Below are 25,326 nucleotides of genomic sequence, written 5' to 3'. Positions count from 1 at the left end.
GTCCGGGCGTTTTGTTTCCTGCCATTTACCGCGTCACAACGGGCGATTAATGATCGGTATCGCGCACATCCAGCTTAGGCTCAGCCGGTGGTTCGGTCGGCTGCGGCAGCTCGGAAGGCATACCGGCACTTTCGATAGTGAGTTTGATGTCTGGCGTCATCAGGTCGCTGAGCATGTTGTAAATCTCACGCGTTTGTTCCTGAATCGCATCACCGATATCGTTGATATAACCCTCTGCGCGCAGTGTGCCGACCAGCGTTGAAAACACCGCTTTATCGAAGAACTCAGGGGCATTGATACCGTGCAGCACCGACAAACGCTGCGCCATAATCCGGCTCTCTTTTTCCAGCGCACCGCGATTGATGCTTGGATTGGTGGTGAGCAAGGAGAAGGTGATCGCGTAGCGTTGCAGTGTTTCACGTACCCCGGCAGCCAGCAGTTGCAGCGTGCGGATACGTGCCGGATTCAGCGATAACTCATCATCTTCCAGATGAATAATCTGCTGACGCGCCAGCTCCAGCGTCAGAACATTCAGCACATGTGGCAGATCGGCTTTATCGAAATGCATGAACAGTTCGGCTTTCAGCATCGGATAAATTAGCTCAACCTGACGCAGCAATTCATCGCGAGTGACCAGACGGTGGTGCATCACGATGCTTGAAATCAGCGACGGCAACACCAGCATATGATGAATGTTGTTGCGGTAGTAGGTCATTAGCACGGCTTGTTCGCGCGGCAGAACGATAATGTCACCGATATTATCTTTTTCGACCTGGAACTTATTCATGTTCAACGCGTGATCAAGTAACTGATTGGCGGTCAGATCGGGCACGGTGGAATCGGCGTTGTACGGCACGTTGCGCAGCAGCTGCAGGTAGCAATCAATCTGCTCAGTCAACTGTTCGCGGGTCAGTGATCGCTGACGGGACGCCAGCAGCGCGGTACAACACAGGTTCATGGCGTTGGCCGCCGCTGAATTGTTGATGCGCACCATAATCTGCTCAGCCAGATCCTGCACCGTCGGCGTCAGCCAGCTCGGACGCTGGGCTTCGATAGGGTCGATCGCCTCACGCCATGTCGGCACGTTTTGGTTCAGATAGGTGGTCAGATGCAGAGGTTCACCAAAGTTCACATAGCCCTGACCGAGGTTGCGCAGCTTACGCAAGCCGTTGAGCATCTGAGTCAGACTCTCTTTCTCTTTGGTCGCGCCGCGTAACTCTTTTGCGTAAGTTCCCACTTCCATCACGTGTTCGTAACCGATGTAAATCGGCACCAGCGTAATAGGGCGGGAACCGCCGCGCAGCATGGCCTGAATCGTCATCGCCAGCGTGCCGGTTTTCGGCTCCAGCAGACGTCCGGTTCGCGAGCGGCCACCTTCGACAAAGTATTCCACCGAATAACCCCGGCTGAACAGCTCGCCCAGATATTCGCGGAACACGGTCGAATAAAGTTTGTTGCCTTTAAAGGTACGACGGATAAAGAACGCACCCAGACGGCGGAAAATCGGGCCGGCTGGCCAGAAATTCAGATTGATACCGGCAGCAATGTGAGGCGGCACCAACCCCTGATGATAGAGCACGTAAGACAGCAGCAGATAATCCATGTGGCTGCGGTGGCAGGGCACATACACGATTTCCTGCCCGTCTTGCGCTAACTGGCGCACGCGCTCGGCGTTATTCACGTTGATGCCTTTATACAGGCGGTTCCACGTCCAGCTCAGCACGCGGTCGGAAAGGCGCACGGCTTCATAAGAGAAGTTCGCGGCGATCTCTTCCATCAGCGCGATAGCGTTTTGCTGGGCTTTTTCGTGGGAAATCTTTTTGCTGCGCGCTTCATCTTCAATGGCTTTTTCGATGGCTTTCGAGGCCAGCAGCTTATTGAATAAATCCTGGCGGGCAGGCAGACGCGGGCCGACTGCTGCCAGACGCAGGCGTGAGAAATGCATTCGCGCCACACGGGCGAGCTTTTGCGCGATAGTTTTATCCGTACCGTGCTCGGTCGCCATATAACGCAGCGATACCGTATTGGAGAAGCGAACAAAACTGTCGCGGCCAAGCCACAACACGGCGAAGAATTTCTGAATGCCGTTCAGCACGCGCAGGTGCGGTGTATCCTGACCTTCGCGGCCCGGTGCACGTCCGAACATTACCGAGACCGGCAACATCTGAATATCTAAATCCGGATTATTGCGATGCAGATCCAGATAGTCGTGGAACAGCTTTACGGATTCCTGCTTCGGCGTGTAATACGAAAACACGCGCGGGCCTTCAGCGATAAACACATGGCTTGGCAGCAGCGTGCCGTCGATATCCAGCGGAATCAGAGGGTCGGGCAAATTTTGGGCAAGACACTGCGCACGCAGGGTCAGCAAATCTGCTTTGGAGTTATAAGGTAATACGTACAGGATCGGGCGCGTCGGGTCTAAGTGCAACTCGGTCACCGGATCTGTAGGTATGACTTTGCTCTTTACCAGCAATGAAAGCGGTAAATTCAATAATGTGTAATAAAGTCTACGCCAACCTGACATAAAAACGTGAAGCCTCTTGTTAGCCATTTCGCCGCAAGGATACCAGAAAGCTCAAATGAGATCTGTGGTGATGAGAGACCATTAAACCGCTAAAATGCATCAAACACCCGAAGGACTACCCCTCAAGGATCAGTAACAGAATGGCGAACCAAGTCACTGGATTTACCCGAATTTATAAAGCAGCCGGATACTCATGGAAAGGGCTGAAAGCAGCATGGCAAAATGAAGCGGCCTTCCGACAGGAAGCCAGTGCGGCTATCCCATTAATTTTGCTCTCTTTCTGGTTCGATGTGAGCAGCATCGAACGTATCCTGCTAATCGGTTCCGTGGTCCTGGTGTGCGTGGTGGAACTGCTCAACAGCGCCGTGGAATGCGCTATCGACCGCATCGGCCCTGAGTTTCACGTGCTCTCCGGGCGTGCCAAAGATATCGGCTCTGCTGCCGTGCTGTTGACCATCATATTGGCGATTTTTGTCTGGGTCAGCATCTTTTGGCCGCGATGGTTCTGATTTGGAATCTGTATTCCAGGAATCGCGCTTATGCACTGTTTTTATTCAATCTTAGGTTTTCATTGCTCGTATAGCTGTATATACTCACAGCTAGACTGTATAAACAACCAGGGGGCGGAATGAAAGCTTTAACGACCAGACAACAAGAGGTCTATGACCTGATTCGCGATCATATCTCCACTACGGGTATGCCACCAACCCGCGCGGAGATTGCCGCTCGTCTTGGGTTCCGTTCCCCGAATGCTGCGGAAGAACACCTGAAAGCTCTGGCGCGCAAAGGCGTCATTGAGATTGTCTCCGGAGCTTCGCGCGGTATCCGTCTGCTGATGGAAGAAGAAGAAGGTTTACCGCTTATTGGCCGTGTAGCCGCCGGTGAACCTCTGCTGGCTCAGCAACACATCGAAGGACACTATCAGGTCGATCCCGCGATGTTTAAACCGAGCGCGGATTTCCTGCTGCGTGTCAGCGGTATGTCGATGCGCGATATCGGTATTCTGGATGGCGATCTGCTTGCCGTTCACAAAACGCAGGACGTGCGTAATGGCCAGGTTGTCGTCGCGCGTATCGACGATGAAGTGACGGTAAAACGCCTGAAAAAACAGGGCACCGTTGTGCATTTACTGCCGGAAAACAGCGAGTTCCAGCCTATTGTTGTTGACCTGCGTGAACAGAACTTCAGCATTGAAGGTTTAGCGGTCGGTGTTATCCGTAACGGCGACTGGATTTAATTGACCGTCATACTTCGAGCTGCAGATGCGTTGGCTACGGGCGTACATCCGAATCACTGACCTAAAGTCAGCGATTCGGGATTCGCTTGCTTGCCGCCTTCCTGCAACTCGAATTATTTTGGTCAACCTGAACAGATTTTCTGCGTCTCCCCCCTCTGACGTAGTAAACGGTTCAGGACGTTAATCGAAAGAATTTCGCATCATCGCCCCTGACGGGGCGATGTCATTTTAGGCATATCCTGAACCTCCGGCATGAGATTCTCTATGCAACATCAATCCCTTCTGCAAAAGCTTCAACACACTTTTCTGAGCCCGACCGATAAAGCCCTCTGGATGCTCGCACTGCCGATGATCTTTTCTAATATCACCGTGCCTCTGCTGGGGCTGGTGGATACGGCGGTGATCGGTCATCTCGACAGCCCCGATTATCTGGGCGGCGTCGCGGTTGGTTCGATGATTACTACCTTCCTGTTCATGATGCTGTTGTTCCTGCGCATGAGTACCACCGGTATGACCGCGCAGGCGCTCGGTGCGAAAGATAAAGTCCTGCTGGCGCGTGCTTTTGTGCAGCCTTTTCTTCTGGCTGTACTGGCGGGCGTGATGATTTTATTGTTCAGGCATCCGCTGATGGAAGGGGCTTTCCATATTGTCGGCGGTAGCCAGTCGGTGCTGGAACAGGCGCGGCTGTTTATTGAAATCCGCTGGATTAGCGCACCCGCTTCTCTGGCAAATCTGGTGATCCTCGGCTGGCTCCTTGGAATTCAGTACGTGCGCGGGCCGGTGATTTTACTCATTGCCGGTAACCTGCTTAACATCGTGCTGGATCTTTGGCTGGTGATTGGGCTCGGCTGGAACGTGCAGGGCGCAGCGACGGCAACTGCCTGTTCGGAGTATTTCACGCTGTTCATCGGGCTGTATCTTGTCTGGCGTGTGATGAAGCGATGGGGGATCACTTTCCCGCTGCTGACCTCATCGTGGCGCGGTGACCTGCACCGGTTGCTGAGTCTCAACCGCGACATCATGCTGCGTTCGTTGCTACTCCAGCTCTGTTTCGCCTCACTGACTATTCTCGGTGCGCGGCTCGGCAGCCATATTGTTGCGGTGAATGCCGTTCTGATGAACCTTCTGACCTTTACAGCCTTTGCGCTCGACGGCTTTGCTTACGCGATTGAAGCCCATTCAGGGGAGGCGTTTGGTGCCCGTAACCGTGAAAAACTGCTGAAGGTGTGGCGCGCGGCATGTCGGCAGGCGGGTCTGGTGGCACTGGCGTTTGCGCTGTTGTACGCACTGACCGGCGAGCACATCATTAACGCGCTGACGTCTCTGCCAGAGCTGCGTCAGCTGGCTGATAGTTATCTGGGCTGGCAGATTGTCCTGCCGCTGGTTGCGGTCTGGTGTTACCTGCTCGATGGTATGTTTATCGGTGCGACCCGCGGGCGGGATATGCGCAACAGCATGGCGATTGCCGCACTTGGGTATGGCCTGACGCTGCTGTTATTACCGCTCTTGGGCAACCACGCGTTGTGGCTGGCGCTGACCGTTTTCCTCGGGCTGCGGGGCGTTTCCCTCGGCTGGATATGGCACCGGTACTGGCAGCGCGACGCCTGGTTTTCATCGTCATCACACTGAATTGGCGTATTTTTTACAGGGCAGAATATAGCGGTTAGCCGTTATATCCTGCTTTGGAATAATCCTAATAACGCGTTTTATCCCTTCGTTTGCAGGATAAATCCAAATTCTCTACTAACCTTAGAAGTGTTAAGCCCGAGCTGCAGCGGTAACCCGCAGCGCCATAAACCCTAAGGTAACAGGAGATATTTTATGAATAAGGACCAAGCCGACGGTAACTGGAAGCAGTTTAAAGGCAAAGTAAAAGAAAAATGGGGCAAGCTGACTGACGACGATCTGACCGTAGTGGAAGGTAAACGCGATCAGCTGGTAGGTAAGATTCAGGAGCGTTACGGCTATCAGAAAGATCAGGCCGAGAAAGAGCTCAAGGATTGGGAATCAAGCAACAAATATCACTGGTAAAAACGCGACTCCCCCTCGTGTTTCAGTGACGTATCCTGAGTAGTAGCTGCTCCTACCCGGAACGCTTTCAGGATACGGGTACAAGGATGTACCCACTGTTTTATGTCTCATCAGATACCGCCGTTAATCCCTCCCGACAATACCGCCACTCTCGCAATTCAAATCCAGCTGCATAAATTTAGCGTTTCTTCACCACGATGGTGTGGTCGTGATCGCAGTGGTCATGGCTTTCGCATGTCTCAACGACTTTGCATTCCCCACACAGACCATGCGCTTCTACCACGGAATGACGTAATTCGAAGCCAGAATCCAGTGCCAGTTTCGCCAGGCGTTCTTCGATGCCGTCAGTAGTTTTTTCCGTCACCAGACCGCAGCGGTCACAGATAAACAGCGCAGACGTGTGGCTTGGCTCTTCAAAATGATGACACAACACGTAGCTGTTAGCGGATTCCACCCGATGAATAAATCCTTGTTCCAGCAGGAAATCCAGCGCGCGATAGACCGTTGGTGGCTTGGCCTGCGGTTCGCTGACGCGCAGCAAATCCAGCAAGTCATAGGCGCTGATCGCACCGGGCTGTTGCGTCATCAGGCGCAGCACTTCCAGCCGCTGCGGCGTAAGGCGAACATTACGCTGCTGGCAAAGCTCTTCAGCTTGTGAAAGGACTTTTTCCGGATTATTCAGGGTCATAAAAACGTTCTCTGAGCGCAGATTGGGATCGATAAGCCACATCATGCGGCCATGGTTGATTTTATCATGCTTCAGTCAAATCGACGAATTATGCGCCGCCGGGCTGTAAGATATTCGCCTCCGCTAAAACCGCACCGGATGCCGAATCTTTGTTCTGTGGTATAATCAGCGATTATCTTCCTTCTGGCCCGTGCGCCAGAGGGAGCGCCACGAACTCCTTCAGCGAATGTCAGGTCGATGTCAGAAACTCAACACGCAATGCCCCAAAATACCCCGTTTTCCCCTCAGCGTTTTTCCGTTGCGCCGATGCTCGACTGGACCGATCGTCACTGTCGCCATTTCCACCGCCTGATGACTGGCCAGACGCTGCTTTACACTGAAATGGTGACCACCGGCGCCATCATTCATGGTAAAGGCGATTATCTCGGCTTTGGTGAGGAAGAGCATCCGGTATCGCTACAGCTCGGCGGCAGTAATCCGGCCGATTTGGCGCATTGCGCGAAACTGGCCGAAGCGCGCGGGTATGACGAAATTAACCTTAACGTCGGTTGCCCGTCGGATCGTGTGCAGAACGGTATGTTCGGTGCCTGTCTGATGGGGCAGGCGTCGCTGGTAGCGGACTGCATCAAAGCAATGCGCGACGTAGTGTCGATTCCTGTCACCGTCAAAACCCGCATCGGCATCGACGATCAGGACAGCTATGAATTCCTGTGTGATTTTATCCATCAGGTATCTGAAAACGGCGGCTGCGATACCTTTATCATTCATGCGCGCAAAGCGTGGCTTTCTGGTCTGAGCCCGAAAGAAAACCGTGAAATTCCGCCGCTGGATTACCCGCGGGTGTATCAGCTCAAGCGTGATTTCCCGCATCTGACGATGGCGATTAATGGTGGGATTAAGACGCTGGAAGAGGCCAAAACGCATCTGCAATTTATGGATGGCGTTATGGTGGGCCGCGAAGCCTATCAGAATCCGGGCATGTTATTGAACGTGGATCGCGAATTGTTCGGCTCAGAAGCGCCGTTAAAAACCGGCCCGGACATTATCCGCGCGCTATATCCGTACATTGAAGCGGAACTGAGCAAAGGCACCTATCTCGGCCATATTTCCCGCCATATTCTCGGCCTGTTCCAGGGCGTTCCGGGTGCGCGTCAGTTCCGTCGGCATCTCAGTGAAAATGCGCATAAAGCGGGCGCGGGCATTGACGTGGTCGAGCAGGCGCTGTCGATGGTCAATCAGCCCCAGGAAGCCGCTACGCAGGCTTAAGTCGTGGGTAAAATCACTATCTGTTAGTCAAATTCGCTATCTCTTCGCAGGCCATTCGTGCCTGCGAATAATTTTCTCCTTGATATTCAATGCAATAATTTCCGCATCCGGTTGGCACGTTTCTTGTAATAGTGAACAGGTGTTATGACATCGCGTCTTAATGCAATTCGCTTATTAAGGAGCACCCGATGCTGGAAATTCTCTTTGTGCTTGGCTTTTTCTTCATGCTGATGCTGACCGGCGTCTCTCTGCTGGGCATGGCGGCTGCACTGATCGTGGCATTTGCTCTGATGATGCTGGGCGGATTTTTGGCGATTGTTATAAAAATGTTGCCATGGTTGGTTTTGGCAGTCATCGCGGTCTGGATTTACCGCACCTGGATCAGGCCGGACGCGCCTAAATACCGTCGCCGCCGTTTACCATGATTTTTGAAGTCAATAAGTGGCTTCTATAACATCATGAAATTACGACGGTTAATAACGCACTGCTGCGCACATAAAAATGTAATCGTTACAAAGATAACTTTTACTTATGTGCTAGCGATCACAAGCTGGATCAGAATGTGCGGTCAGCGGTTATAAATCATATTTTTTAACATGGGTGACTGTTAGGATGAGATTCATGCATGGTCAGCAAGCCATAAACTGAATTCATCAAGTCCGATGAGGCACACAATAGTCGCATAAGTGACACCGCCCTTCGGATTTACCTTGCAGTACCCTACGGCAGTACCCGTCTGAAATCAGAGGTCGTCTGGATCAGACAGTAAGAAAGGCTTCCCTTGTGGAAGCCTTTTTTGCATTCATCATTCATTAGGCTGACCAGGCAGTCATTTACCCGGTATCAGCAGACTTGATCCCTGCGTGACGCGGCTTTCGAGCGTTTCGTGCGCGCGTTTGGCTTCTGAAAGCGGGAATTTCTGTGCGTCGCTGACCTCCACCTGAATAGCGCCACTGGCGATCAGCGAGAACAGTTCGCCGCTGGCTTCTTCCAGCTCTTCACGATTGGTCACATAGCCATTGAGGGAAGGGCGCGTGACGAACAGTGAGCCTTTCTGATTAAGGATCGCCAGATCCACGCCTTTCACCGGTCCGGACGCATTGCCGAAACTCACCAGCAAGCCACGACGCTTCAGGCTGTCCAGCGACTTTTCAAACGTATCTTTGCCGACGGAATCGTAGACCACGCCGACTTTCTCGCCGTTCGTCAGCTCCGCCACGCGGGTCGCGATATCTTCTTTATGATAATTGATCGTCGCCCAGGCACCGGCCTGTTTCGCGCGTTCCGCCTTTTCGTCAGAACCCACGGTGCCGATCAGTTTCACGCCCAGCGCTTTTGCCCACTGGCAGGCAATCAAACCGACTCCACCCGCTGCGGCATGGAACAAAATCGTTTCGCCCGGCTGTACTTTGTGGGTCAGACGCAGCAGATAATACACCGTCAGACCTTTCAGGAAGGACGCCGCCGCCTGCTCGAAACTGATGGCGTCCGGCAGAATGGCGATTTTCTCCTGAGGCACGTTATGAATTTCGCTGTATGCGCCAAGGGCTGACTGGGCATACACCACGCGGTCGCCCGGTTTGATGCCGGTGACGGCGCTGCCGACTTTGGTGACCACGCCTGCCGCTTCGGTGCCTAAACTCGCGGGGAAGCTGGCGGGCGGATACAGGCCGCTGCGCACGTAGGTATCAATGTAATTAATGCCGATAGCTTTGTTTTCGACCTGAACTTCACCGGCCTGAGGATCTTGTGGCTGATAATCAACGTATTGCAGAACGTCAGGTGTACCTGTTTCAGAAAACTGGATGCGCTTGGCCATGCTTTTCCCTCGTGATGGAGTCTGTTTTCAACCCTAGGCTAAATGCCCGCGACAATCCAGATTTTAGGCACAGCCGGTTAATACCCTTTTGAAATGAGACATGACAACCTATACTAACGCGCTAGTCTGGCTTTGGTTTTTCAGAAGCCCGACGCTCACAAAACAGGCGCTTAGAGCAGGAAGTAATCCACAGATGGCAGCAAAAAAACCGACCTTTCAACAGAACGAAACCCGCGATCGCCAGATGGAAGGCCTCAAGCTTCCGCCGCACTCGCTGGAAGCAGAGCAATCCGTTCTGGGCGGGCTGATGCTGGACAACGAACGTTGGGATAACGTCGCCGAGCGCGTGGTCAGCAATGACTTCTTCAGCCGGCCACATCGCCTGATTTTCACCGAAATGCAGCGTTTGCTGGAAATGAGCAAACCGATCGACCTGATTACACTGTCTGAATCTCTGGAACAGAAAGGGGATTTGGATTCGGTCGGCGGTTTCGCCTATCTGGCAGAGCTTTCTAAAAATACGCCAAGTGCGGCGAACATCGGTGCTTATGCTGATATCGTGCGCGAACGTGCCGTGGTGCGCGAAATGATTTCCGTCGCCAATGAAATTGCCGACGCCGGTTATGATCCCCAGGGCCGCAGCAGCGAAGACCTGCTGGATTTAGCCGAATCCCGCGTATTCCAGATTGCCGAAAGCCGCGCCAGTAAAGACGAAGGCCCGAAAAGCATCGACCGCATTCTGGAAAGCACCGTCTCCCGTATCGAAGAGCTGTTCCAGCGTCCGCATGACGGCGTGACGGGCGTCTCGACCGGTTATGCCGATCTGGATAAGAAAACTGCTGGTTTGCAGAAATCCGACTTAATCATTGTGGCGGCGCGTCCGTCGATGGGTAAAACGACCTTTGCGATGAACCTCGCCGAAAACGCGGCGATGATGCAGGACAAACCGGTCTTAATCTTCAGTCTCGAGATGCCCGGTGACCAGATCATGATGCGTATGCTGGCGTCGCTTTCCCGCGTCGATCAGACCAAAATTCGTACCGGTCAGCTCGATGACGAGGACTGGGCGCGCATTTCCAGCACCATGGGAATTCTGCTCGAAAAACGGAACATGTATATCGATGACTCCTCGGGCCTGACGCCGACGGAAGTTCGTTCGCGCGCGCGCCGTATTTTCCGTGAGCACGGCGGCCTGAGCCTCATCATGATCGATTACCTCCAGCTGATGCGCGTTCCGGCGCTGTCCGATAACCGTACGCTGGAAATCGCTGAAATCTCACGCTCGCTGAAAGCGCTGGCGAAAGAATTGCAGGTACCGGTAGTGGCGCTGTCGCAGCTGAACCGAAGCCTGGAGCAACGTGCGGACAAACGCCCGGTCAACTCCGACTTGCGTGAATCCGGCTCCATCGAGCAGGATGCCGACTTGATCATGTTTATCTATCGTGACGAGGTATATCACGATAACAGTGAAGAGAAAGGCATCGCACAAATCATCCTCGGTAAGCAGCGTAACGGCCCGATCGGGACGGTAAGACTGACATTCAACGGCCAGTTCTCGCGTTTCGATAATTATGGCGGCCCTCAGTACGATGAGGACTGATTGTCATCGGGTAAGCGCTGAACCCCACCTGACCTCCCCTCTGAAAGGGGAGGGATAAATTCAAACTCATTTTAATGGAACCGGGTGTGACCGCTTTCCCCTTTAAGACGGTGAAAGCAGGGAGGGGTTTGGTTTCAAGCCCGGCGGCACCCGATCTATGGCATTTAAATCAACATCTAAACGTTCAAAGGACTCAAAAATGAAAGCGGCTACGGCTGTCATTGATCGCCGCGCTCTGCGACACAATCTGCAACGGGTGCGTCATCTGGCGCCACAAAGTCGTCTGGTTGCGGTAGTGAAAGCAAACGCTTATGGGCACGGTTTGTTAGAGACGGTGCACAGCCTGCAAGACGCTGATTTTTACGGCGTCTCCCGGCTCAGCGAGGCGTTATCGCTGCGCAAAGCCGGGATCGTTAAACCGGTTCTTCTGCTTGAAGGGTTCTTCTCCGCCAGCGAGTTACCGCTGCTGGTGGAGCATCAGCTGCATACCGCCGTCCACAGTTTCGAACAGCTCGAGGCGCTGGAAAATGCGCAGCTGGCGCAGCCGTTAAATGTCTGGCTAAAGATTGATACCGGCATGCACCGCCTGGGCGTTCAGCCCGCGCAAGCCGACACGTTTTATCAGCGCCTGAGCGCCTGTCCGAACGTGGTGCAGCCGGTCAATATGATGAGCCATTTCTGCCGCGCCGATGAACCTCAAAGCGATGCGACGCCAAAACAGATGCGTTCTTTCCATGAGGTATCCGAAGGCAAAGCAGGGCTGAAATCCATCGCGGCCTCGGGTGGCATTCTGCTGTGGCCGCAATCGCATCTGGATCTGGTGCGCCCCGGCATCATCCTCTACGGCGTTTCGCCGTTGGAAACCGGTGATGCCAGTGATTTTGGCCTGCAACCCGTGATGACGCTCACTTCAAGCCTGATTGCCGTGCGCGAACACGCCGCCGGCGAGCCGGTGGGTTATGGCAGCACCTGGACCAGCGATCGCGATACGCGCCTCGGCGTGGTGGCGATGGGTTATGGTGACGGATATCCGCGCAGTGCGCCGAACGGCACGCCGGTGCGGGTGAATGGCCGCATTGTCCCGATCGCCGGACGAGTCTCAATGGATATGATCACCGTCGATTTAGGGCCGGATGCGACGGACCGCGTCGGGGATGAAGTGATTTTCTGGGGCAAGGATTTGCCGGCAGAGCGCGTTGCGGCAGCCACCGGCATCAGTGCTTACGAGCTGATCACGCAGTTAAGCGAGCGTGTCAGCCGTAATTATATTGGCGACTGACCGCCTTACTTCTTCACCGCCAGCCATTTACTGACCACCTGCTGATATTCACCGGTGGCTTTACTCAAATGAAGCCACTGGTCGACGTACATCTTCCAGCTCAGATCATCACGCGGCAGCATGTAGGCTTTTTCGCCATATTGCAGCGGCTTCTTCGGGTTCACCGCACACAGTTTTGGATAGCGTTTCTGCTGATACAACGCTTCGGACGCGTCGGTAATCATCACATCTGCCTCCTTATCCGCCAGCTTCTGGAAGATAGTCACGTTGTCGCTCAGCGTCAGCGTGCCTTTTGGCAGATGACTGTGAACGAAGGCTTCATTAGTGCCGCCCGCCGGTTCGATCAGGCGCACGGTGGGTTGGTTCAGCTGTGCAACGGTCTGGTATTTACGTACGTCTTCGCAGCGCACCAGCGGGATCTTGCCGTCCTGATCCAGCACGTTGGCGAACCAGGCTTTTTGCTGGCGTTTGAGCGTGACCGAAATCCCGCCCATCGCGATATCACAATGCCCGGCGGACATCTCATCCATCAGCGATTTCCACGTCACCGGCACCCAGTTGACCTTCACGTCCAGACTTGCCGCCAGCGACTCAGCCATCGCAATATCAATGCCCTCGTACTGGCCCGGCGCCTTCAAAAATGTGTAAGGTTTGTAGTCACCGGTGGTGCAGACATTCAGAGAACCTTTCTGAATAACCCGCTCCAGACGTGAAGAGGTCGTGTCTGCCTGGGCAAGCGCAGGAAACAGGGCGAAGAGAGCGAGAGAGGTGAGGATCTTTTTCATTATTCTTTCCTTGCGGTGAAATCATTCTGTTTTGCTATTACTCTGTTCTTTGCGCAAGTATAAGAAAAAACAGCCGATAAGTATTTAGCCTCTGCAAAAGGAATAGTCCTTGCAGTGTTCATGACGATAAACAAAAAATAAAACGACAGGAAAAGTGCCATGTACAGCATCGATGATTACGACCTGAAGATTTTGACGTTATTACAAGCGAATGGAAGACTGACAAATCAGGAACTTAGCGAGCTGGTAGGATTATCCGCATCACAATGCTCCCGCCGCCGTATCGGGCTGGAACAGGCGCAGTTGATCCTCGGTTATCACGCCCGTCTGGCGCCTGAAGCTGTCGGTCTTGGGATGATTGGTCTGATTGAAGTTCGATTAATCAATCACTTGCCTGCACAGGTGGATTCCTTCCACAGCATGCTCGGTGAAGTGGACGCCATTATCGATGCCTATAAAACCACCGGCGACGCCGATTATTTATTAAAAGTCGCGGTGAAAGATTTAGCCGGTTTAAGCACGTTGATCAGCCAAATCCTTTCAGTACATAAAAGTGTGGCTCATGTAAAAACGTCAGTTGTGCTTAACCGCTTAAAAGAAAATGGGTTATTAACGGTTGCCTGATTTTCAAGGGTTGTTATTTTGAACGCACTATTATGGTGATTTATTTTGGTGCATAGCCACTCTTCTGGTGCATAACTATTAATTAAAATGCGTGATTTGTGCATGTAAAGAATAATTAACGCCACTAAAAATCTTATTTTCGATTTTTAATGCAAATTCCGTGCGTCGATATTGCCTTGAATTCACATCTCATGAATTATCACTAAAACTCTTTTGGTGGTTATTTTTCGGGGAAGTGGGAATTTATGGCAAGTGTGGACAATTTTGAAAAGCCGGTGGAACAATTGCGTACCGCGCATACTGCGCTGGAGGACGTGCTGGCGATTGTTATCGGTACGCTGATGGTCTCTTTTGGCGTGGTCATGCTGCGGCAGGTTGGCGCGCTCACCGGCGGCACGGCTGGCATGGCGTTTCTGGCGCACTATCTGACGCAGGTCTCCTTCGGTACGGCCTTCTTTATTATCAACTTACCGTTCTACTATCTTTCTATCCGCCGCATGGGTTGGCAGTTTACGCTGAAAACCTTCACCGCCGTGGCGCTAGTCTCGGTGTTTTCCGACCTGCATCCGCTTTTCATTCACTTCGACCATCTTCAGCCGTTTTACGCCACGTTGTTTGGCAACGTTATTATGGGCATTGGCTTCATCGTTCTGTTTCGTCATAAGGCCAGCCTCGGCGGCGTAAATATTCTGGCGCTGTTTCTGCAGGATAAATACGGCCTCCGCGCGGGAAAATTACAGATGGGCGTGGACTGCTGCATCGTGCTGGCGTCGCTGTTCGTGGTCAGTTATGAAATGTTGATCGCCTCGATTTTGGGCGCGGTGATTGTGAATCTGATTATCGCGATGAACCACCGTCCGGGGCGTTACAGCGTCTGAACCGACGGATAAGAGATGGCGCAGACATTGCGTCATCGCTTATCAGATTACGCAAAGCTACGCGCCAAAACCGCCGTCAATGGTCAGATTGGCACCGGTGATATAACCCGCTTCCGGACCGGCGAGATAAGAGACAAAACTGGCGATTTCGACATCTTTTCCGTATCGGTTGAGTGCCATAAAGGATCGCATTCCATCCGCCATTTCGCCTTCTGCCGGATTCATATCGGTATCTACCGGGCCGGGTTGGACGTTATTGACGGTGATGCCGCGCGGGCCTAAATCGCGCGCCAGCCCTTTGGTCAGCCCGACGAGCGCAGATTTGCTCATGGCATACACCGCACCGCCCTGGAAGGGCATTCGATCTGCGTTAACGCTACCGATGGTAATAATGCGGCCGCCGTCAGGCATGTGGCGCGCTGCCTGCTGGCTGGCGATGAAAACGCTGCGAACGTTAATGGCGATCGTGCGGTCGAAATCGTCCATGGTGAGGGCGTCGAGTTCTCCGAAGGCCAGAATACCTGCGTTGTTTACCAGAATGTCGAGTTTGCCAAAGGTTTTTGCGGCGTCATCAATGGCTGTGCGGACACTGTTTTCATCGGCACTGTCCGCTTTAATCGCCACAGCTTTGCCGCCGCTGGCCTCGATAGTTTTTACCAGAGCCTGTGCCTTTTCTTCGGAAGAAATGTAAGTGAAGGCCACGCTCGCCCCTTCGTTTGCCAGACGCTGAACGATGGCCGCGCCAATACCGCGTGAACCGCCCTGAACAAAAGCGGCCTTACCTTGCAATGATTGATGAGTGGTCATTTTGAGTGGCTCCGGTTCGGATGAATTAACTATAAGATCTTAGACTAGTCGGACTTTTTAGCTTCTCAGGTAAACGGGGGATTTGATACGCAATGGGTGCCCGAAAAATGACAACATAGTTCTCATCTTTTTTAACGAACTTTGATAGTCTGTGAAACAGTGTCGATCTGCCGCCTGGGCGTTGCGATCGCCGCGCCACTTAACCAAACCAAGGAGATGTATACCGTGTTCCAACATGTCGATGCCTATGCCGGTGACCCGATTTTGTCGCTGATGGAAAGCTTTAAAACCGATCCAAGACAAGACAAAGTGAACCTGAGCATCGGTCTTTATTACGACGAGCAGGGTATTATTCCGCAACTGGCGGCGGTAGAAAGCGCAGAGAACCAGCTGAACGCCGGGCCGCAGGCCGCGTCAGTGTATCTGCCAATGGAAGGGCTGACCGCTTACCGTGCGGGCATCCAGGAGCTGTTGTTTGGCGCTGAACACCCGGCACTGAAGCAGCAGCGTATCGCCACCATTCAGACCGTCGGTGGTTCCGGCGCACTGAAAGTGGGCGCAGACTTCCTGAAATTTTACTTCCCGAATTCAGAAGTTTACGTGAGTGACCCGACCTGGGAAAACCACGTGGCTATCTTTGGTGGCGCGGGCTTTAAAGTTCACACGTATCCGTACTATGACCCTGAAACGCTGGGCGTAAATTTTGCGGCTATGATTGACTGCCTGAAAACGTTGCCAGCGCAAAGCATCGTGTTGCTGCATCCATGCTGTCACAACCCGACCGGCTCTGACCTGATGCCAGCGCAGTGGGATCAGGTGATCGAAGTGACCAAACAGCGCGAGCTGATCCCGTTCCTCGACATCGCCTATCAGGGCTTTGGCGCAGGCATTGAAGAAGATGCCTACGCAATTCGCGCGATGGCCTCTGCCGGCGTGAACTGCTTCGTCAGCAACTCGTTCTCGAAAATTTTCTCCCTGTACGGCGAGCGCGTCGGCGGGTTATCCGTAGTGTGTGAAGACAGCGAAGCGGCGGGCCGCGTGCTCGGTCAGCTGAAAGCGACCGTGCGCCGCAACTACTCCAGCCCGCCGAATTTCGGGGCGAAAGTGGTGGCCAAAGTCCTGAGCGACAGCGTGCTGAACGCCCAATGGAAAGCCGAAGTTGAGAAGATGCGCACCCGTATTCTGGAAATGCGCCACACGCTGGTCGATACCCTGAAAACCGCCTTGCCGGGCCGTAACTTTGACTACCTGTTGCAACAGCGCGGGATGTTCAGCTACACCGGTTTCAGCGAAGCACAGGTGATCCGTCTGCGTGAAGAGTTCGGCGTTTATCTGATAGCCAGTGGCCGCGTCTGCATGGCTGGCCTGAATCATCACAACGTGAAACAGGTGGCTGAAGCCTTCGCCCGAGTGCAGTAAATCCCGCCAAAATATACTTCCAAAGGGCTGACAGCAATGTCGGCCCTTTTTCGGTCTTTACGGCTCTTTACGCCTTCCGCCTTTATTTTTCGTCATGTTGCTGCACACTTACTACAGTTAAATTTTACGCAGGCAAGGCGTTGAGAAATCCTATGTGGCATCAGCAAACTATTACCCTCGGCGCGAAATCGCGGGGCTTTCATCTGGTCACTGACGAAGTGGTCGGCAAAATTTCGCGGCTCGGCGAGGTCCAGACCGGGCTGCTGCATCTGTTCATTCAGCATACGTCGGCCTCGCTGACGCTCAATGAAAACTGTGATCCGACGGTGCGGTTCGATATGGAGCAACACTTCATGCGCAGCGTGCCGGAGAATGCGCCCTACGAGCATGATTACGAAGGCCGCGATGACATGCCGGGTCACATTAAATCATCGTTACTCGGTGCATCATTAGTTCTGCCCGTTTCCAGAGGAAGGTTGCTGCTCGGCACCTGGCAAGGGATCTGGCTGGGCGAACATCGGATCGACGGCGGACAGCGCCGGATCGTAATCACGTTACAAGGAGAAACCCAAACATGACCAGTTCGGAACTGCTGACTTACTGCATGGGAAAACCCGGTGCGGAGCAAAGTGTTGAAAATCAGCGCGGTGCAAATCAGGTAAAAGTGGGCGATGCAATGTTCGCCATGGTGTGTGACGTCGGAGGCCGTGAGGCTATTTCACTGAAAACCAGCCCGGAGCTGGCGGAGCAGCTGCGCGCCAAACACCCTGAAATTGTACCGGGCGATCATCTCAATAAAGCGCACTGGAACACGGTGTATCTCGACGGGGCGCTTTTGGATTCACAGTTTTATTATCTGATTGACGGTTCCTATCAGTTGGTCGTCTCCGGCCTGCCGGAAGCGGTGCGTCACGATTTAGGACTCTGATTCACGCTGCCAGTGACCGGTGCTCAGCGTGGCGGACGAGTATTCCACCGCGTCTGCCCGCCATGGCAGCGCGGAGCGGAAACGCCACAGACGTGTGATGTCCAGCGTCCAGTAGCGTTCAGTGCCCGCCGGAACGGAGATCTCATCCGGCTGCCAGTGGATCTGCGTCGTCCCCTGAATATGCAAAACGTCGCCGTTGTCGAAATCGATAAACAGCAGTGCGGCGCGGGGTTCCGCCAGCAGATTCCCCAGCGTGTTCATGTACTTATTACCGCGATAATCCGGTATCCATAGCCGGTTCCCCACCAGATGCGCAAATCCCGGCTGACCGCCGCGATGCGAGACATCTGCGCCATCGGGCGCGTGGCTGGCGATGAAAAACGTGTCGGCACGCGCAATCAGCGCACGGGCGTCATCATCGGGCATGGTCATATCTTCCCGCGGTGCCAGCGGTCTGCTGACCGGCACGTCGGTCAGTTTGCGGATCTGAATATATTGCGGACAGTTACCAAAACTCTGATCGACGACGATCTCGATCCGATTTTTGTCCATCCGCCCGATCCTGCCGTTGACGCGGTTGCGGCGCCGGTTAGAAAAATCGATCCCCAGCGCGCCTATCTGTTTTCCCGGTTGCAGCACGGCCAGCGCCGGGTCATCCGCCCGTCGGGGTGCGTTCACCCGCAAATGACCGTCGTCGGGCACACGGATAAAACCGGCAGGGCCGCACAGCAATGTCGCCACCGGCCATCCGTCTTCATCCAGCGTTGAGATAAACAGGTATGGCAGTGCGGTGAAAAACAGCTGATGCTGCTCCGGCATCGCCTCGCGGATCCCATGCGCGACGACGTCGAAACCGGCCAGTGCCTGCGCCTGACGTTCACCGGCATGGAACGGATTGTTCATGGCGCTTACTTCTCGTCTTCTGGCAGCGGCAGGGCGGGCAGCGGCGTGAAGCCTGGCAGACTTTCGATGCGCGTCAGCCAGCGTTGAATCGCCGGATAGGTTGCCAGCGAAATACCGCCTTCCGGCGCGGTGGCGATATAGGTGTAGCAGGCCAGATCGGCAATGGTGGCGCGCGCTGTCGCCAGAAACTCATGCGTCTCAAGGTGCTGTTCCAGCTGCGGCAGAAATTTTGCCGTGACCGCCCGCGCGCTTTGCAGCGATTCAGGCGCAGAAAACTGTTTCACCATCCGCGCAGAGGCCGGACCAAAGCGCACTTCACCTGCGGCGCGGGACAACCATTTCTGCACCTCCGCCGCTTGCAGCGGATCTTCCGGCAGCCAGTGGCTGTCCGGTGCGTAACGCTTGACCAGATACACCAAAATCGCATTGCTGTCGGTGATCACATGTTCATCATCGACCAGCACCGGAATTTGCCCCAGCGGGTTGAGGCGCAGAAATTCGGCGGATTTCCGCACGTCGGCCTGCGCTTCTTTTACCTCAAACGGCAAACTGAGCATGTTGAGCAGCAGGGTGACGCGGTGGCAGTGGCCGGAAAACGGCGTGCTGTAGAGCTGAATGGCGGGCATAAATATTCTCCTCTGTGACTGTCCTTGCAGATTACTCTTGCATTAAATGATTGTGATCCACGAAGATTGAAATTGAGTGTTTCAGTTTGTGGAAGAATCTATGGATCGTTTGGACGAAATGGCGATTTTTGTCGCCGTACTTCAGTATGGCAGCCTGGCAGAAGCCGCCCGTAAACTTCATCGTTCCCCTCCGGCGATCACCCGTGCCATTGCCTCGCTGGAACATCGCTTTGGCGCGCGGCTGGTTGAGCGCACTACGCGCAGCCTCGCGCCGACCGAAGCGGGCGCACGGCTGGCCGAAAAAGCGCGCGTTCTGCTCAGCCAGTATCAGGATGCCGTCGAAGACGCCACCGAAACCCAGCTCAGCGGTCTGTTGCGGTTAACCGCGCCGGTGCAGTTTGGCCGTAAACACGTTGCGCCGCTGGTGATGGCGTTTCTGGCGCAGAACCCGGATATGCAGATTGAGATGATGCTCAACGACCGCAATCTGGATTTGATCGACGAAGGGCTGGATCTGGCGGTACGTATCGGGCATCAGGTAGATTCGGGGAAAGTAGCGCGCAAGGTGGCGCAAGTGACCCGCGTGCTGGTCGCCAGCCCGGACTATCTGGCTGAACACGGTGTGCCACAGCACCCGTCTGAGCTGGCCAGGCATCAGACCATTATGGGCACGCTGCGAGCGCAGATCAGCGAATGGCGCTTCGGGCCGCACGAGGATGGGCTGCGCGTGCGTCTCTCGCCACGCTTACTGTCGAATGACGTTGAGTCGCAGCTGCTGGCTGTGCGCAGCGGGCAGGGCATTGCACGGCTGCTGTCATATCAGGTGATGGACGATTTACAGGCAGGTAACATGGTGCGACTGTTAACGGAGTTCGAACCGCTGCCGTTGCCGGTTCAGCTGGTGGCGCAGCAGGTGCAGCAAATGCCGCGCAAAGTCCGCACCTTCTGGGATTTTGCTTTTGAGCGGCTCAGCGCGCTTCCGCAGTTGCATTCCCTGACGCCATCCTCCAAACAGTGATGCCGGTCACACTCATCTGCGGCAAAAATAACCTACTCTGAGAGTTGTGCAAAAACAGTGAGTTACTTCAGGACAGGTTGTCCGCTTGCTCACGCCAACCCAGAAGGAAAGGATGATGACCCGTAACCGGCTGAATCTTGCCACGCTTTTGATTCTGGCGCTCAGCGCGCCGCTCCCCCTGACCGCGTTCGCGCAGAGCCTGCCGCAGGATCCTGACGCATCGTCTCCGGCGAAAACCTACATTACCGCCGTGAATCCTGATCTCACCATCACATACCGCCTTTACGCCCCGACGGCGGAGCATGTGGACGTGGTGACCGGTTCGACGCCGGTGAGCTACATTCCGCATCAGATGGCCAAGGACGACAAAGGCGTCTGGAGCTGGACCTCGGAGGCTCAAAAACCGGATCTCTATGAATATTTCTTTAACGTGGATGGTCTGCGCATCGCCGATCCGGGCAGCGCGATGCCGAAACCGCAGCGTCAGGTGAACACCAGCCTGATTCTGGTGCCGGGCAGCATTCTGGATGTGAAAAACGTCCCGCACGGCGAAGTGCGCATGCTGACCTATCATTCGGCGGCGCTGAACTCAGAACGTCAGGTCGCGGTCTGGACGCCGCCGGGGTATACCGATGCGTCGCAACCGCTGCCGGTGCTCTATTTCTATCACGGCTTTGGCGATACCGGCCGCTCGGCGCTGGATCAGGGGCGTATTCCGCAAATCATGGATAACCTGCTGGCGGAGAAAAAAATCGCGCCAATGTTAGTGGTCATCCCGGATACCGAAACCGACGCCAAAGGCATCGTGCCTGAGGAGTTCGTCACCAAAGATCGCCGTAAAGAGTTCTATCCGCGCAATGCTGCCGCAGCGGATAAAGAGCTGACAGGCGATATTTTTCCGCTGATTTCCAAAACCTTCCGCGCGCGAGATGACGCCGCCGGACGCGCGCTGGCCGGGCTTTCGCAGGGCGGATACCAGACGCTGGTCAGCGGGATGACGCATCTTGACCAGTTTGGCTGGCTGGCGACGTTCAGCGGTGTCAGTACCACGACGGTCCCGAATGAAGACGTGGCGAAACGCTTTGCCGAGCCAGATAAAATCAACGCGCAGCTGAAAAACTTCACCGTGGTCGTCGGGCAGAAAGATGTCGTCACGGGCAAAGATATTGCGGGGCTGAAATCTGAGCTTGAAGAGAAAAAGATTAAATTCGATTACCACGAATACCCGAATCTCGGTCATGAAATGGACGTCTGGCGCCCGGCTTACATTGAGTTTGTGCAGAAGATTTTTAAGTAGACAGTACGGCGTAGCAACAAAAAGGCCTTCCCGGTGGGAAGGCCTTTTGTGTAGCGGTTAAGCCGTTTTCTTCGCCTGCTGGCGGTGGCGTTCCAGCAGCGGTTTCAGGAAGCGGGCGGTGTGCGATTCTTTGCACTCCGCCACGGTTTCCGGCGTACCGGCGACCAGAATTTGCCCGCCGCCCGCACCGCCTTCCGGCCCGAGATCGACAATCCAGTCCGCGGTTTTAATCACGTCCAGATTGTGTTCAATCACCACGATGGTGTTGCCCTGATCGCGCAGCTGATGCAGCACTTCCAGCAATTGCTGAATATCGGCAAAGTGCAGGCCGGTGGTTGGTTCATCGAGAATGTACAGGGTCTGACCGGTGCCGCGTTTGGAAAGCTCACGCGCCAGTTTCACACGCTGCGCTTCACCGCCAGACAGTGTGGTTGCTGACTGGCCGAGGCAAATATAAGTCAGGCCGACATCGATCAGCGTCTGCAATTTACGCGCCAGTGCCGGCACGGCATCAAAGAATTCACGGGCTTCTTCGATGGTCATTTCCAGCACTTCGTGGATGCTCTTGCCTTTGTATTTCACTTCCAGCGTTTCGCGGTTGTAACGTTTGCCACGGCACTGATCGCACGGCACATAAATATCCGGCAGGAAGTGCATTTCCACTTTGATCACGCCATCGCCCTGACAGGCTTCGCAGCGCCCACCTTTGACGTTGAAACTGAAACGCCCAGGCGTATAACCGCGTGAACGGGATTCCGGTACACCGGCAAACAGTTCACGTACCGGCGTGAAAATGCCGGTATAGGTCGCCGGGTTAGAACGCGGCGTACGGCCAATCGGGCTCTGGTCGATATCGATAACTTTATCGAAATGCCCCAGACCTTCGATCTCACGGTACGGCGCGGCTTCAGCGAGCGTTGCACCGTTCAGTTCGCGCTGCGCCAGCGGGAACAGGGTGTCGTTGATCAGCGTCGATTTGCCCGAACCGGACACGCCGGTGATGCAGGTGAACAGACCCACCGGCAGCGTCAGCGTCACGTCTTTCAGGTTGTTGCCCTTGGCACCGGATAGCTTCAGCACTTTGGTGGCATCCGCTGGCACACGCTCGGCGGGCACTGAGATTTCACGTTTGCCGCTGAGGAACTGGCCGGTCAGGGACTCTTCCTGCGCCATAATATCGTCGGCGGTGCCTTCGGCGACCACGCGGCCACCGTGAACCCCCGCACCCGGCCCGATATCAATGATATGGTCAGCGGCGCGGATCGCGTCTTCATCATGTTCCACCACGATTACGGTATTCCCGAGGTCGCGCAGGTGGATCAGGGTTTCCAGCAGGCGTTCGTTGTCGCGCTGATGCAGGCCAATAGACGGCTCATCGAGCACGTACATGACCCCCACCAGTCCGGCACCGATCTGGCTTGCCAGACGGATACGCTGGGCTTCACCGCCGGACAGTGTTTCAGCCGAACGGGACAGAGAAAGATAATTCAGGCCGACGTTCACCAGGAATTTCAGGCGATCGCCGATCTCTTTCAACACTTTCTCGGCGATCTGCGCGCGCTGGCCGCTGAGTTTCATATTGCGGAAGAAATCCATCGCATGTCCGATGCTGAAATCAGAGATTTCCGGCAGCGTGGTTTCTTCAACAAACACGTTACGCGCTTCTTCGCGCAGACGAGTGCCTTTACAGGACGCGCACGAACGGTTGCTGATGTATTTCGACAGTTCTTCACGCACCGCGCTGGATTCCGTTTCTTTATAACGGCGCTCCATGTTGTGCAGCACGCCTTCGAACGGATGACGACGAATCGACGTATCACCGCGGTCGTTAATGTATTTGAATTCAATGGTGGTTTTGCCCGAGCCGTGCAGGATGGCGTTTTTCACGTCGCTGCTCAGTTCGTTGTAAGGCGCTTCCACATCAAAATCATAATGCTCGCCGAGAGAGCGCAGCATCTGAAAATAATAGAAGTTACGGCGATCCCAGCCGCGGATTGCGCCACCGGCCAGGGAAAGCTCCGGATTCTGCACCACACGATCCGGGTCAAAGAACTGCTGCACACCCAGCCCATCACAGGTCTGGCAGGCACCGGCCGGGTTGTTGAATGAGAACATGCGCGGTTCGAGCTCGCTCATGCTGTAGCCACAAATCGGGCAGGCAAAGTTCGCCGAGAAGAGCATTTCCGGTGCTTTCGGGTCATCCATATCGGCGACCACGGCGGTGCCGCCGGAGAGCTCCAGCGCGGTTTCGAAAGATTCCGCCAGACGCTGCTGTAAATCTTCACGCACTTTAAAGCGGTCAACCACGACTTCAATGGTGTGCTTTTTCTGCAGTTCCAGCTTCGGCGGATCTGACAGGTCACAGATTTCGCCGTCGATACGCGCACGGATATAGCCTTGCGAGGCCAGATTTTCCAGCGTCTTTGTGTGCTCGCCTTTACGGTCTTTGATGATCGTGGCAAGCAGCATCAGGCGCTGGCCTTCCGGCTGCGCCAGCACGTTATCCACCATCTGGCTGACGGTCTGGGCTGACAAGGTCACATTGTGATCCGGGCAGCGCGGCTCGCCCACGCGGGCAAACAGCAGACGCAGGTAGTCGTGGATTTCCGTGATGGTCCCGACGGTGGAACGCGGGTTGTGCGATGTCGATTTTTGCTCAATCGAAATCGCCGGAGACAGACCTTCAATATGGTCGACGTCCGGTTTTTCCATTAAGGATAAAAATTGGCGTGCATAGGCAGACAGCGACTCGACGTATCGGCGCTGGCCTTCGGCGTACAGCGTATCGAACGCCAGAGAGGACTTGCCAGATCCCGATAAGCCGGTGACAACAATCAGTTTGTCGCGCGGGATAATCAGGTTGATATTCTTGAGATTATGGGTGCGTGCGCCCCGAACTTCGATCTTATCCATTCATCATTCCCGGATTAACTTGATAGCTCACCGTGCCGGTGACCGTCGGAAAATGTTGCATCGCGCCGGTCAGCGAATCGGGCACAGAGAAGAACGTAACGCGCAATTATGACACAAATCACAGTCTATGCCACCCCGAAACCTGAATGTATATCCAGTACTCGATGTAACAGCGGAACGTTTACTAAGGAATTTGGAAGGAATCTTCCAGCGAATGACATCCATGGTACGAAGGCTGCAATTTGTGGTTATAATGACGCGAAGTGAGACCCTCACCCCAAACTGTGGTTTCAACCACGACATACATCATCAGGAGAATCCACATGGCCAGCAGAGGCGTAAACAAAGTTATTCTCGTCGGTAATCTCGGACAAGATCCGGAAATCCGTTACATGCCAAACGGCGGCGCAGTAGCCAACATGACTCTGGCGACGTCCGAAAGCTGGCGTGACAAAGCCACCGGCGAGCAGAAAGAAAAAACGGAATGGCACCGCGTTGTGTTGTTCGGCAAATTAGCCGAAGTGGCCGGTGAATACCTGAAGAAAGGTTCTCAGGTTTACATCGAAGGTGCACTGCAAACCCGTAAATGGACCGATCAGGCTGGCGTTGAAAAATACACCACTGAAGTCGTTGTTAACGTGGGCGGCACCATGCAGATGCTCGGCGGCCGTACCGGCGGCG

General features: G+C 54.5%; 24 protein-coding genes. 16 read left to right on the top strand and 8 right to left on the bottom strand.

What is annotated here, in order from left to right; genetic code table 11:
• Nucleotides 1–46: 46 nt before the first annotated feature.
• Nucleotides 47–2,527: a glycerol-3-phosphate 1-O-acyltransferase PlsB gene (gene plsB / locus I2123_RS00120; RefSeq protein ID WP_213051537.1), complete on the bottom strand. Its 2,481-nt coding sequence runs from the start codon at nucleotides 2,525–2,527 to the stop codon at nucleotides 47–49.
• A gap of 140 nt (nucleotides 2,528–2,667) precedes the next feature.
• Here plsB and I2123_RS00115 point away from each other — a divergent pair, with 140 nt between their 5' ends.
• From I2123_RS00115 to I2123_RS00100, 4 genes are all read left to right on the top strand, one after another.
• The gene (locus I2123_RS00115) at nucleotides 2,668–3,036 is read left to right on the top strand and encodes a diacylglycerol kinase (protein ID WP_112168455.1); all 369 of its coding nucleotides are present in this window, start codon (nucleotides 2,668–2,670) and stop codon (nucleotides 3,034–3,036) included.
• Nucleotides 3,037–3,155: 119 nt separating this feature from the next.
• On the top strand, nucleotides 3,156–3,764 hold the full coding sequence (lexA, locus tag I2123_RS00110; protein ID WP_112168454.1) for a transcriptional repressor LexA: 609 nt from the start codon (nucleotides 3,156–3,158) through the stop codon (nucleotides 3,762–3,764).
• A gap of 264 nt (nucleotides 3,765–4,028) precedes the next feature.
• On the top strand, nucleotides 4,029–5,393 hold the full coding sequence (gene dinF / locus I2123_RS00105; RefSeq protein ID WP_213051536.1) for an MATE family efflux transporter DinF: 1,365 nt from the start codon (nucleotides 4,029–4,031) through the stop codon (nucleotides 5,391–5,393).
• Between the two features lie 192 nt (nucleotides 5,394–5,585).
• The gene (locus tag I2123_RS00100) at nucleotides 5,586–5,795 is read left to right on the top strand and encodes a CsbD family protein (RefSeq protein WP_056776037.1); all 210 of its coding nucleotides are present in this window, start codon (nucleotides 5,586–5,588) and stop codon (nucleotides 5,793–5,795) included.
• Between the two features lie 178 nt (nucleotides 5,796–5,973).
• Here the strand turns inward: I2123_RS00100 and zur are convergent, their stop codons facing one another.
• Nucleotides 5,974–6,483 carry a zinc uptake transcriptional repressor Zur gene (gene zur / locus I2123_RS00095; RefSeq protein ID WP_112168478.1) on the bottom strand — a complete coding sequence of 170 codons (510 nt, stop codon included), beginning with the start codon at nucleotides 6,481–6,483 and terminating at the stop codon, nucleotides 5,974–5,976.
• Nucleotides 6,484–6,741: 258 nt separating this feature from the next.
• On the opposite strand from zur, the gene dusA reads away from it, so the two are divergent.
• Both dusA and pspG read left to right on the top strand, forming a co-directional pair.
• Nucleotides 6,742–7,749 (top strand): tRNA dihydrouridine(20/20a) synthase DusA, encoded by a 1,008-nt coding sequence (gene dusA / locus I2123_RS00090; protein ID WP_213051535.1) that lies wholly within the window; start codon nucleotides 6,742–6,744, stop codon nucleotides 7,747–7,749.
• Nucleotides 7,750–7,937: 188 nt separating this feature from the next.
• A complete protein-coding gene (gene pspG / locus I2123_RS00085; RefSeq protein WP_112168451.1) occupies nucleotides 7,938–8,174 on the top strand; it encodes an envelope stress response protein PspG in 237 nt (78 codons plus the stop codon).
• A 404-nt stretch (nucleotides 8,175–8,578) separates the two neighbouring features.
• Here the strand turns inward: pspG and I2123_RS00080 are convergent, their stop codons facing one another.
• On the bottom strand, nucleotides 8,579–9,568 hold the full coding sequence (locus I2123_RS00080; protein ID WP_112168450.1) for a quinone oxidoreductase: 990 nt from the start codon (nucleotides 9,566–9,568) through the stop codon (nucleotides 8,579–8,581).
• Nucleotides 9,569–9,761: 193 nt separating this feature from the next.
• Between I2123_RS00080 and dnaB the strand changes: the two genes are divergently transcribed.
• A complete protein-coding gene (gene dnaB / locus I2123_RS00075) occupies nucleotides 9,762–11,168 on the top strand; it encodes a replicative DNA helicase (RefSeq protein ID WP_112168449.1) in 1,407 nt (468 codons plus the stop codon).
• 199 nt (nucleotides 11,169–11,367) lie between these two features.
• Nucleotides 11,368–12,447 carry an alanine racemase gene (gene alr / locus I2123_RS00070; protein ID WP_213051534.1) on the top strand — a complete coding sequence of 360 codons (1,080 nt, stop codon included), beginning with the start codon at nucleotides 11,368–11,370 and terminating at the stop codon, nucleotides 12,445–12,447.
• Between the two features lie 5 nt (nucleotides 12,448–12,452).
• On the opposite strand, the gene I2123_RS00065 is transcribed toward alr, so the two are convergent.
• Complete coding sequence (locus I2123_RS00065; protein ID WP_213051533.1) at nucleotides 12,453–13,232, bottom strand: transporter substrate-binding domain-containing protein; 780 nt, start codon at nucleotides 13,230–13,232, stop codon at nucleotides 12,453–12,455.
• A gap of 159 nt (nucleotides 13,233–13,391) precedes the next feature.
• Between I2123_RS00065 and I2123_RS00060 the strand changes: the two genes are divergently transcribed.
• On the top strand, nucleotides 13,392–13,856 hold the full coding sequence (locus I2123_RS00060; RefSeq protein WP_112168446.1) for an Lrp/AsnC family transcriptional regulator: 465 nt from the start codon (nucleotides 13,392–13,394) through the stop codon (nucleotides 13,854–13,856).
• Between the two features lie 245 nt (nucleotides 13,857–14,101).
• A complete protein-coding gene (locus I2123_RS00055) occupies nucleotides 14,102–14,734 on the top strand; it encodes a YitT family protein (protein ID WP_213051532.1) in 633 nt (210 codons plus the stop codon).
• A 57-nt stretch (nucleotides 14,735–14,791) separates the two neighbouring features.
• On the opposite strand, the gene I2123_RS00050 is transcribed toward I2123_RS00055, so the two are convergent.
• Complete coding sequence (locus tag I2123_RS00050) at nucleotides 14,792–15,541, bottom strand: 3-oxoacyl-ACP reductase family protein (protein WP_213051531.1); 750 nt, start codon at nucleotides 15,539–15,541, stop codon at nucleotides 14,792–14,794.
• 225 nt (nucleotides 15,542–15,766) lie between these two features.
• Between I2123_RS00050 and I2123_RS00045 the strand changes: the two genes are divergently transcribed.
• The 3 genes from I2123_RS00045 (at nucleotide 15,767) to I2123_RS00035 (ending at nucleotide 17,888) form a co-directional block, all read left to right on the top strand.
• On the top strand, nucleotides 15,767–16,960 hold the full coding sequence (locus I2123_RS00045; RefSeq protein WP_213051530.1) for an amino acid aminotransferase: 1,194 nt from the start codon (nucleotides 15,767–15,769) through the stop codon (nucleotides 16,958–16,960).
• Nucleotides 16,961–17,112: 152 nt separating this feature from the next.
• Entirely contained in the window at nucleotides 17,113–17,538 is a 426-nt protein-coding gene (locus I2123_RS00040; RefSeq protein WP_112168443.1) for a secondary thiamine-phosphate synthase enzyme YjbQ, read from the top strand.
• Nucleotides 17,535–17,888, top strand: coding sequence for an MmcQ/YjbR family DNA-binding protein (locus I2123_RS00035; protein WP_112168442.1), 354 nt, complete (start codon nucleotides 17,535–17,537; stop codon nucleotides 17,886–17,888). The genes I2123_RS00040 and I2123_RS00035 overlap by 4 nt, the downstream gene beginning before the upstream one ends.
• Here I2123_RS00035 and I2123_RS00030 read toward each other — a convergent pair.
• Together I2123_RS00030 and I2123_RS00025 are read right to left on the bottom strand one after the other, a co-directional pair.
• Nucleotides 17,877–18,791 carry a pyridoxamine 5'-phosphate oxidase family protein gene (locus I2123_RS00030; protein WP_213051529.1) on the bottom strand — a complete coding sequence of 305 codons (915 nt, stop codon included), beginning with the start codon at nucleotides 18,789–18,791 and terminating at the stop codon, nucleotides 17,877–17,879. The genes I2123_RS00035 and I2123_RS00030 overlap by 12 nt on opposite strands.
• A 5-nt stretch (nucleotides 18,792–18,796) precedes the next feature.
• Nucleotides 18,797–19,417, bottom strand: coding sequence for a glutathione S-transferase family protein (locus tag I2123_RS00025; RefSeq protein ID WP_213051528.1), 621 nt, complete (start codon nucleotides 19,415–19,417; stop codon nucleotides 18,797–18,799).
• A gap of 100 nt (nucleotides 19,418–19,517) precedes the next feature.
• Here I2123_RS00025 and I2123_RS00020 point away from each other — a divergent pair, with 100 nt between their 5' ends.
• Together I2123_RS00020 and I2123_RS00015 are read left to right on the top strand one after the other, a co-directional pair.
• Entirely contained in the window at nucleotides 19,518–20,435 is a 918-nt protein-coding gene (locus tag I2123_RS00020) for a LysR family transcriptional regulator (RefSeq protein WP_213051527.1), read from the top strand.
• Between the two features lie 115 nt (nucleotides 20,436–20,550).
• Nucleotides 20,551–21,732, top strand: a complete 1,182-nt coding sequence (locus I2123_RS00015; RefSeq protein WP_213052445.1) for an esterase — start codon at nucleotides 20,551–20,553, stop codon at nucleotides 21,730–21,732.
• A gap of 57 nt (nucleotides 21,733–21,789) precedes the next feature.
• Here I2123_RS00015 and uvrA read toward each other — a convergent pair whose 3' ends face one another.
• Complete coding sequence (uvrA, locus tag I2123_RS00010) at nucleotides 21,790–24,645, bottom strand: excinuclease ABC subunit UvrA (RefSeq protein WP_213051526.1); 2,856 nt, start codon at nucleotides 24,643–24,645, stop codon at nucleotides 21,790–21,792.
• 323 nt (nucleotides 24,646–24,968) lie between these two features.
• Between uvrA and ssb the strand changes: the two genes are divergently transcribed.
• Nucleotides 24,969–25,326 (top strand): single-stranded DNA-binding protein (gene ssb, locus I2123_RS00005; protein WP_213051525.1); only part of this gene is annotated, 358 nt, incomplete at its 3' end.

It is taken from the genome of Rahnella inusitata, from assembly GCF_018288855.1.
Classification (GTDB): domain Bacteria; phylum Pseudomonadota; class Gammaproteobacteria; order Enterobacterales; family Enterobacteriaceae; genus Rahnella; species Rahnella inusitata.
The sequence above is the reverse complement of the archived record's forward strand: the minus strand, read 5'-3'. Positions and strand labels throughout refer to the sequence as shown.

Coding starts and splice junctions, on each gene's coding strand:
- plsB (WP_213051537.1), bottom strand. CDS start 2,527: ATGTCAGGTTGGCGTAGACTTTATTACACATTATTGAATTTACCGCTT.
- I2123_RS00115 (WP_112168455.1), top strand. CDS start 2,668: ATGGCGAACCAAGTCACTGGATTTACCCGAATTTATAAAGCAGCCGGA.
- lexA (WP_112168454.1), top strand. CDS start 3,156: ATGAAAGCTTTAACGACCAGACAACAAGAGGTCTATGACCTGATTCGC.
- dinF (WP_213051536.1), top strand. CDS start 4,029: ATGCAACATCAATCCCTTCTGCAAAAGCTTCAACACACTTTTCTGAGC.
- I2123_RS00100 (WP_056776037.1), top strand. CDS start 5,586: ATGAATAAGGACCAAGCCGACGGTAACTGGAAGCAGTTTAAAGGCAAA.
- zur (WP_112168478.1), bottom strand. CDS start 6,483: ATGACCCTGAATAATCCGGAAAAAGTCCTTTCACAAGCTGAAGAGCTT.
- dusA (WP_213051535.1), top strand. CDS start 6,742: ATGCCCCAAAATACCCCGTTTTCCCCTCAGCGTTTTTCCGTTGCGCCG.
- pspG (WP_112168451.1), top strand. CDS start 7,938: ATGCTGGAAATTCTCTTTGTGCTTGGCTTTTTCTTCATGCTGATGCTG.
- I2123_RS00080 (WP_112168450.1), bottom strand. CDS start 9,568: ATGGCCAAGCGCATCCAGTTTTCTGAAACAGGTACACCTGACGTTCTG.
- dnaB (WP_112168449.1), top strand. CDS start 9,762: ATGGCAGCAAAAAAACCGACCTTTCAACAGAACGAAACCCGCGATCGC.
- alr (WP_213051534.1), top strand. CDS start 11,368: ATGAAAGCGGCTACGGCTGTCATTGATCGCCGCGCTCTGCGACACAAT.
- I2123_RS00065 (WP_213051533.1), bottom strand. CDS start 13,232: ATGAAAAAGATCCTCACCTCTCTCGCTCTCTTCGCCCTGTTTCCTGCG.
- I2123_RS00060 (WP_112168446.1), top strand. CDS start 13,392: ATGTACAGCATCGATGATTACGACCTGAAGATTTTGACGTTATTACAA.
- I2123_RS00055 (WP_213051532.1), top strand. CDS start 14,102: ATGGCAAGTGTGGACAATTTTGAAAAGCCGGTGGAACAATTGCGTACC.
- I2123_RS00050 (WP_213051531.1), bottom strand. CDS start 15,541: ATGACCACTCATCAATCATTGCAAGGTAAGGCCGCTTTTGTTCAGGGC.
- I2123_RS00040 (WP_112168443.1), top strand. CDS start 17,113: ATGTGGCATCAGCAAACTATTACCCTCGGCGCGAAATCGCGGGGCTTT.
- I2123_RS00035 (WP_112168442.1), top strand. CDS start 17,535: ATGACCAGTTCGGAACTGCTGACTTACTGCATGGGAAAACCCGGTGCG.
- I2123_RS00030 (WP_213051529.1), bottom strand. CDS start 18,791: ATGAACAATCCGTTCCATGCCGGTGAACGTCAGGCGCAGGCACTGGCC.
- I2123_RS00025 (WP_213051528.1), bottom strand. CDS start 19,417: ATGCCCGCCATTCAGCTCTACAGCACGCCGTTTTCCGGCCACTGCCAC.
- I2123_RS00020 (WP_213051527.1), top strand. CDS start 19,518: ATGGATCGTTTGGACGAAATGGCGATTTTTGTCGCCGTACTTCAGTAT.
- I2123_RS00015 (WP_213052445.1), top strand. CDS start 20,551: ATGACCCGTAACCGGCTGAATCTTGCCACGCTTTTGATTCTGGCGCTC.
- uvrA (WP_213051526.1), bottom strand. CDS start 24,645: ATGGATAAGATCGAAGTTCGGGGCGCACGCACCCATAATCTCAAGAAT.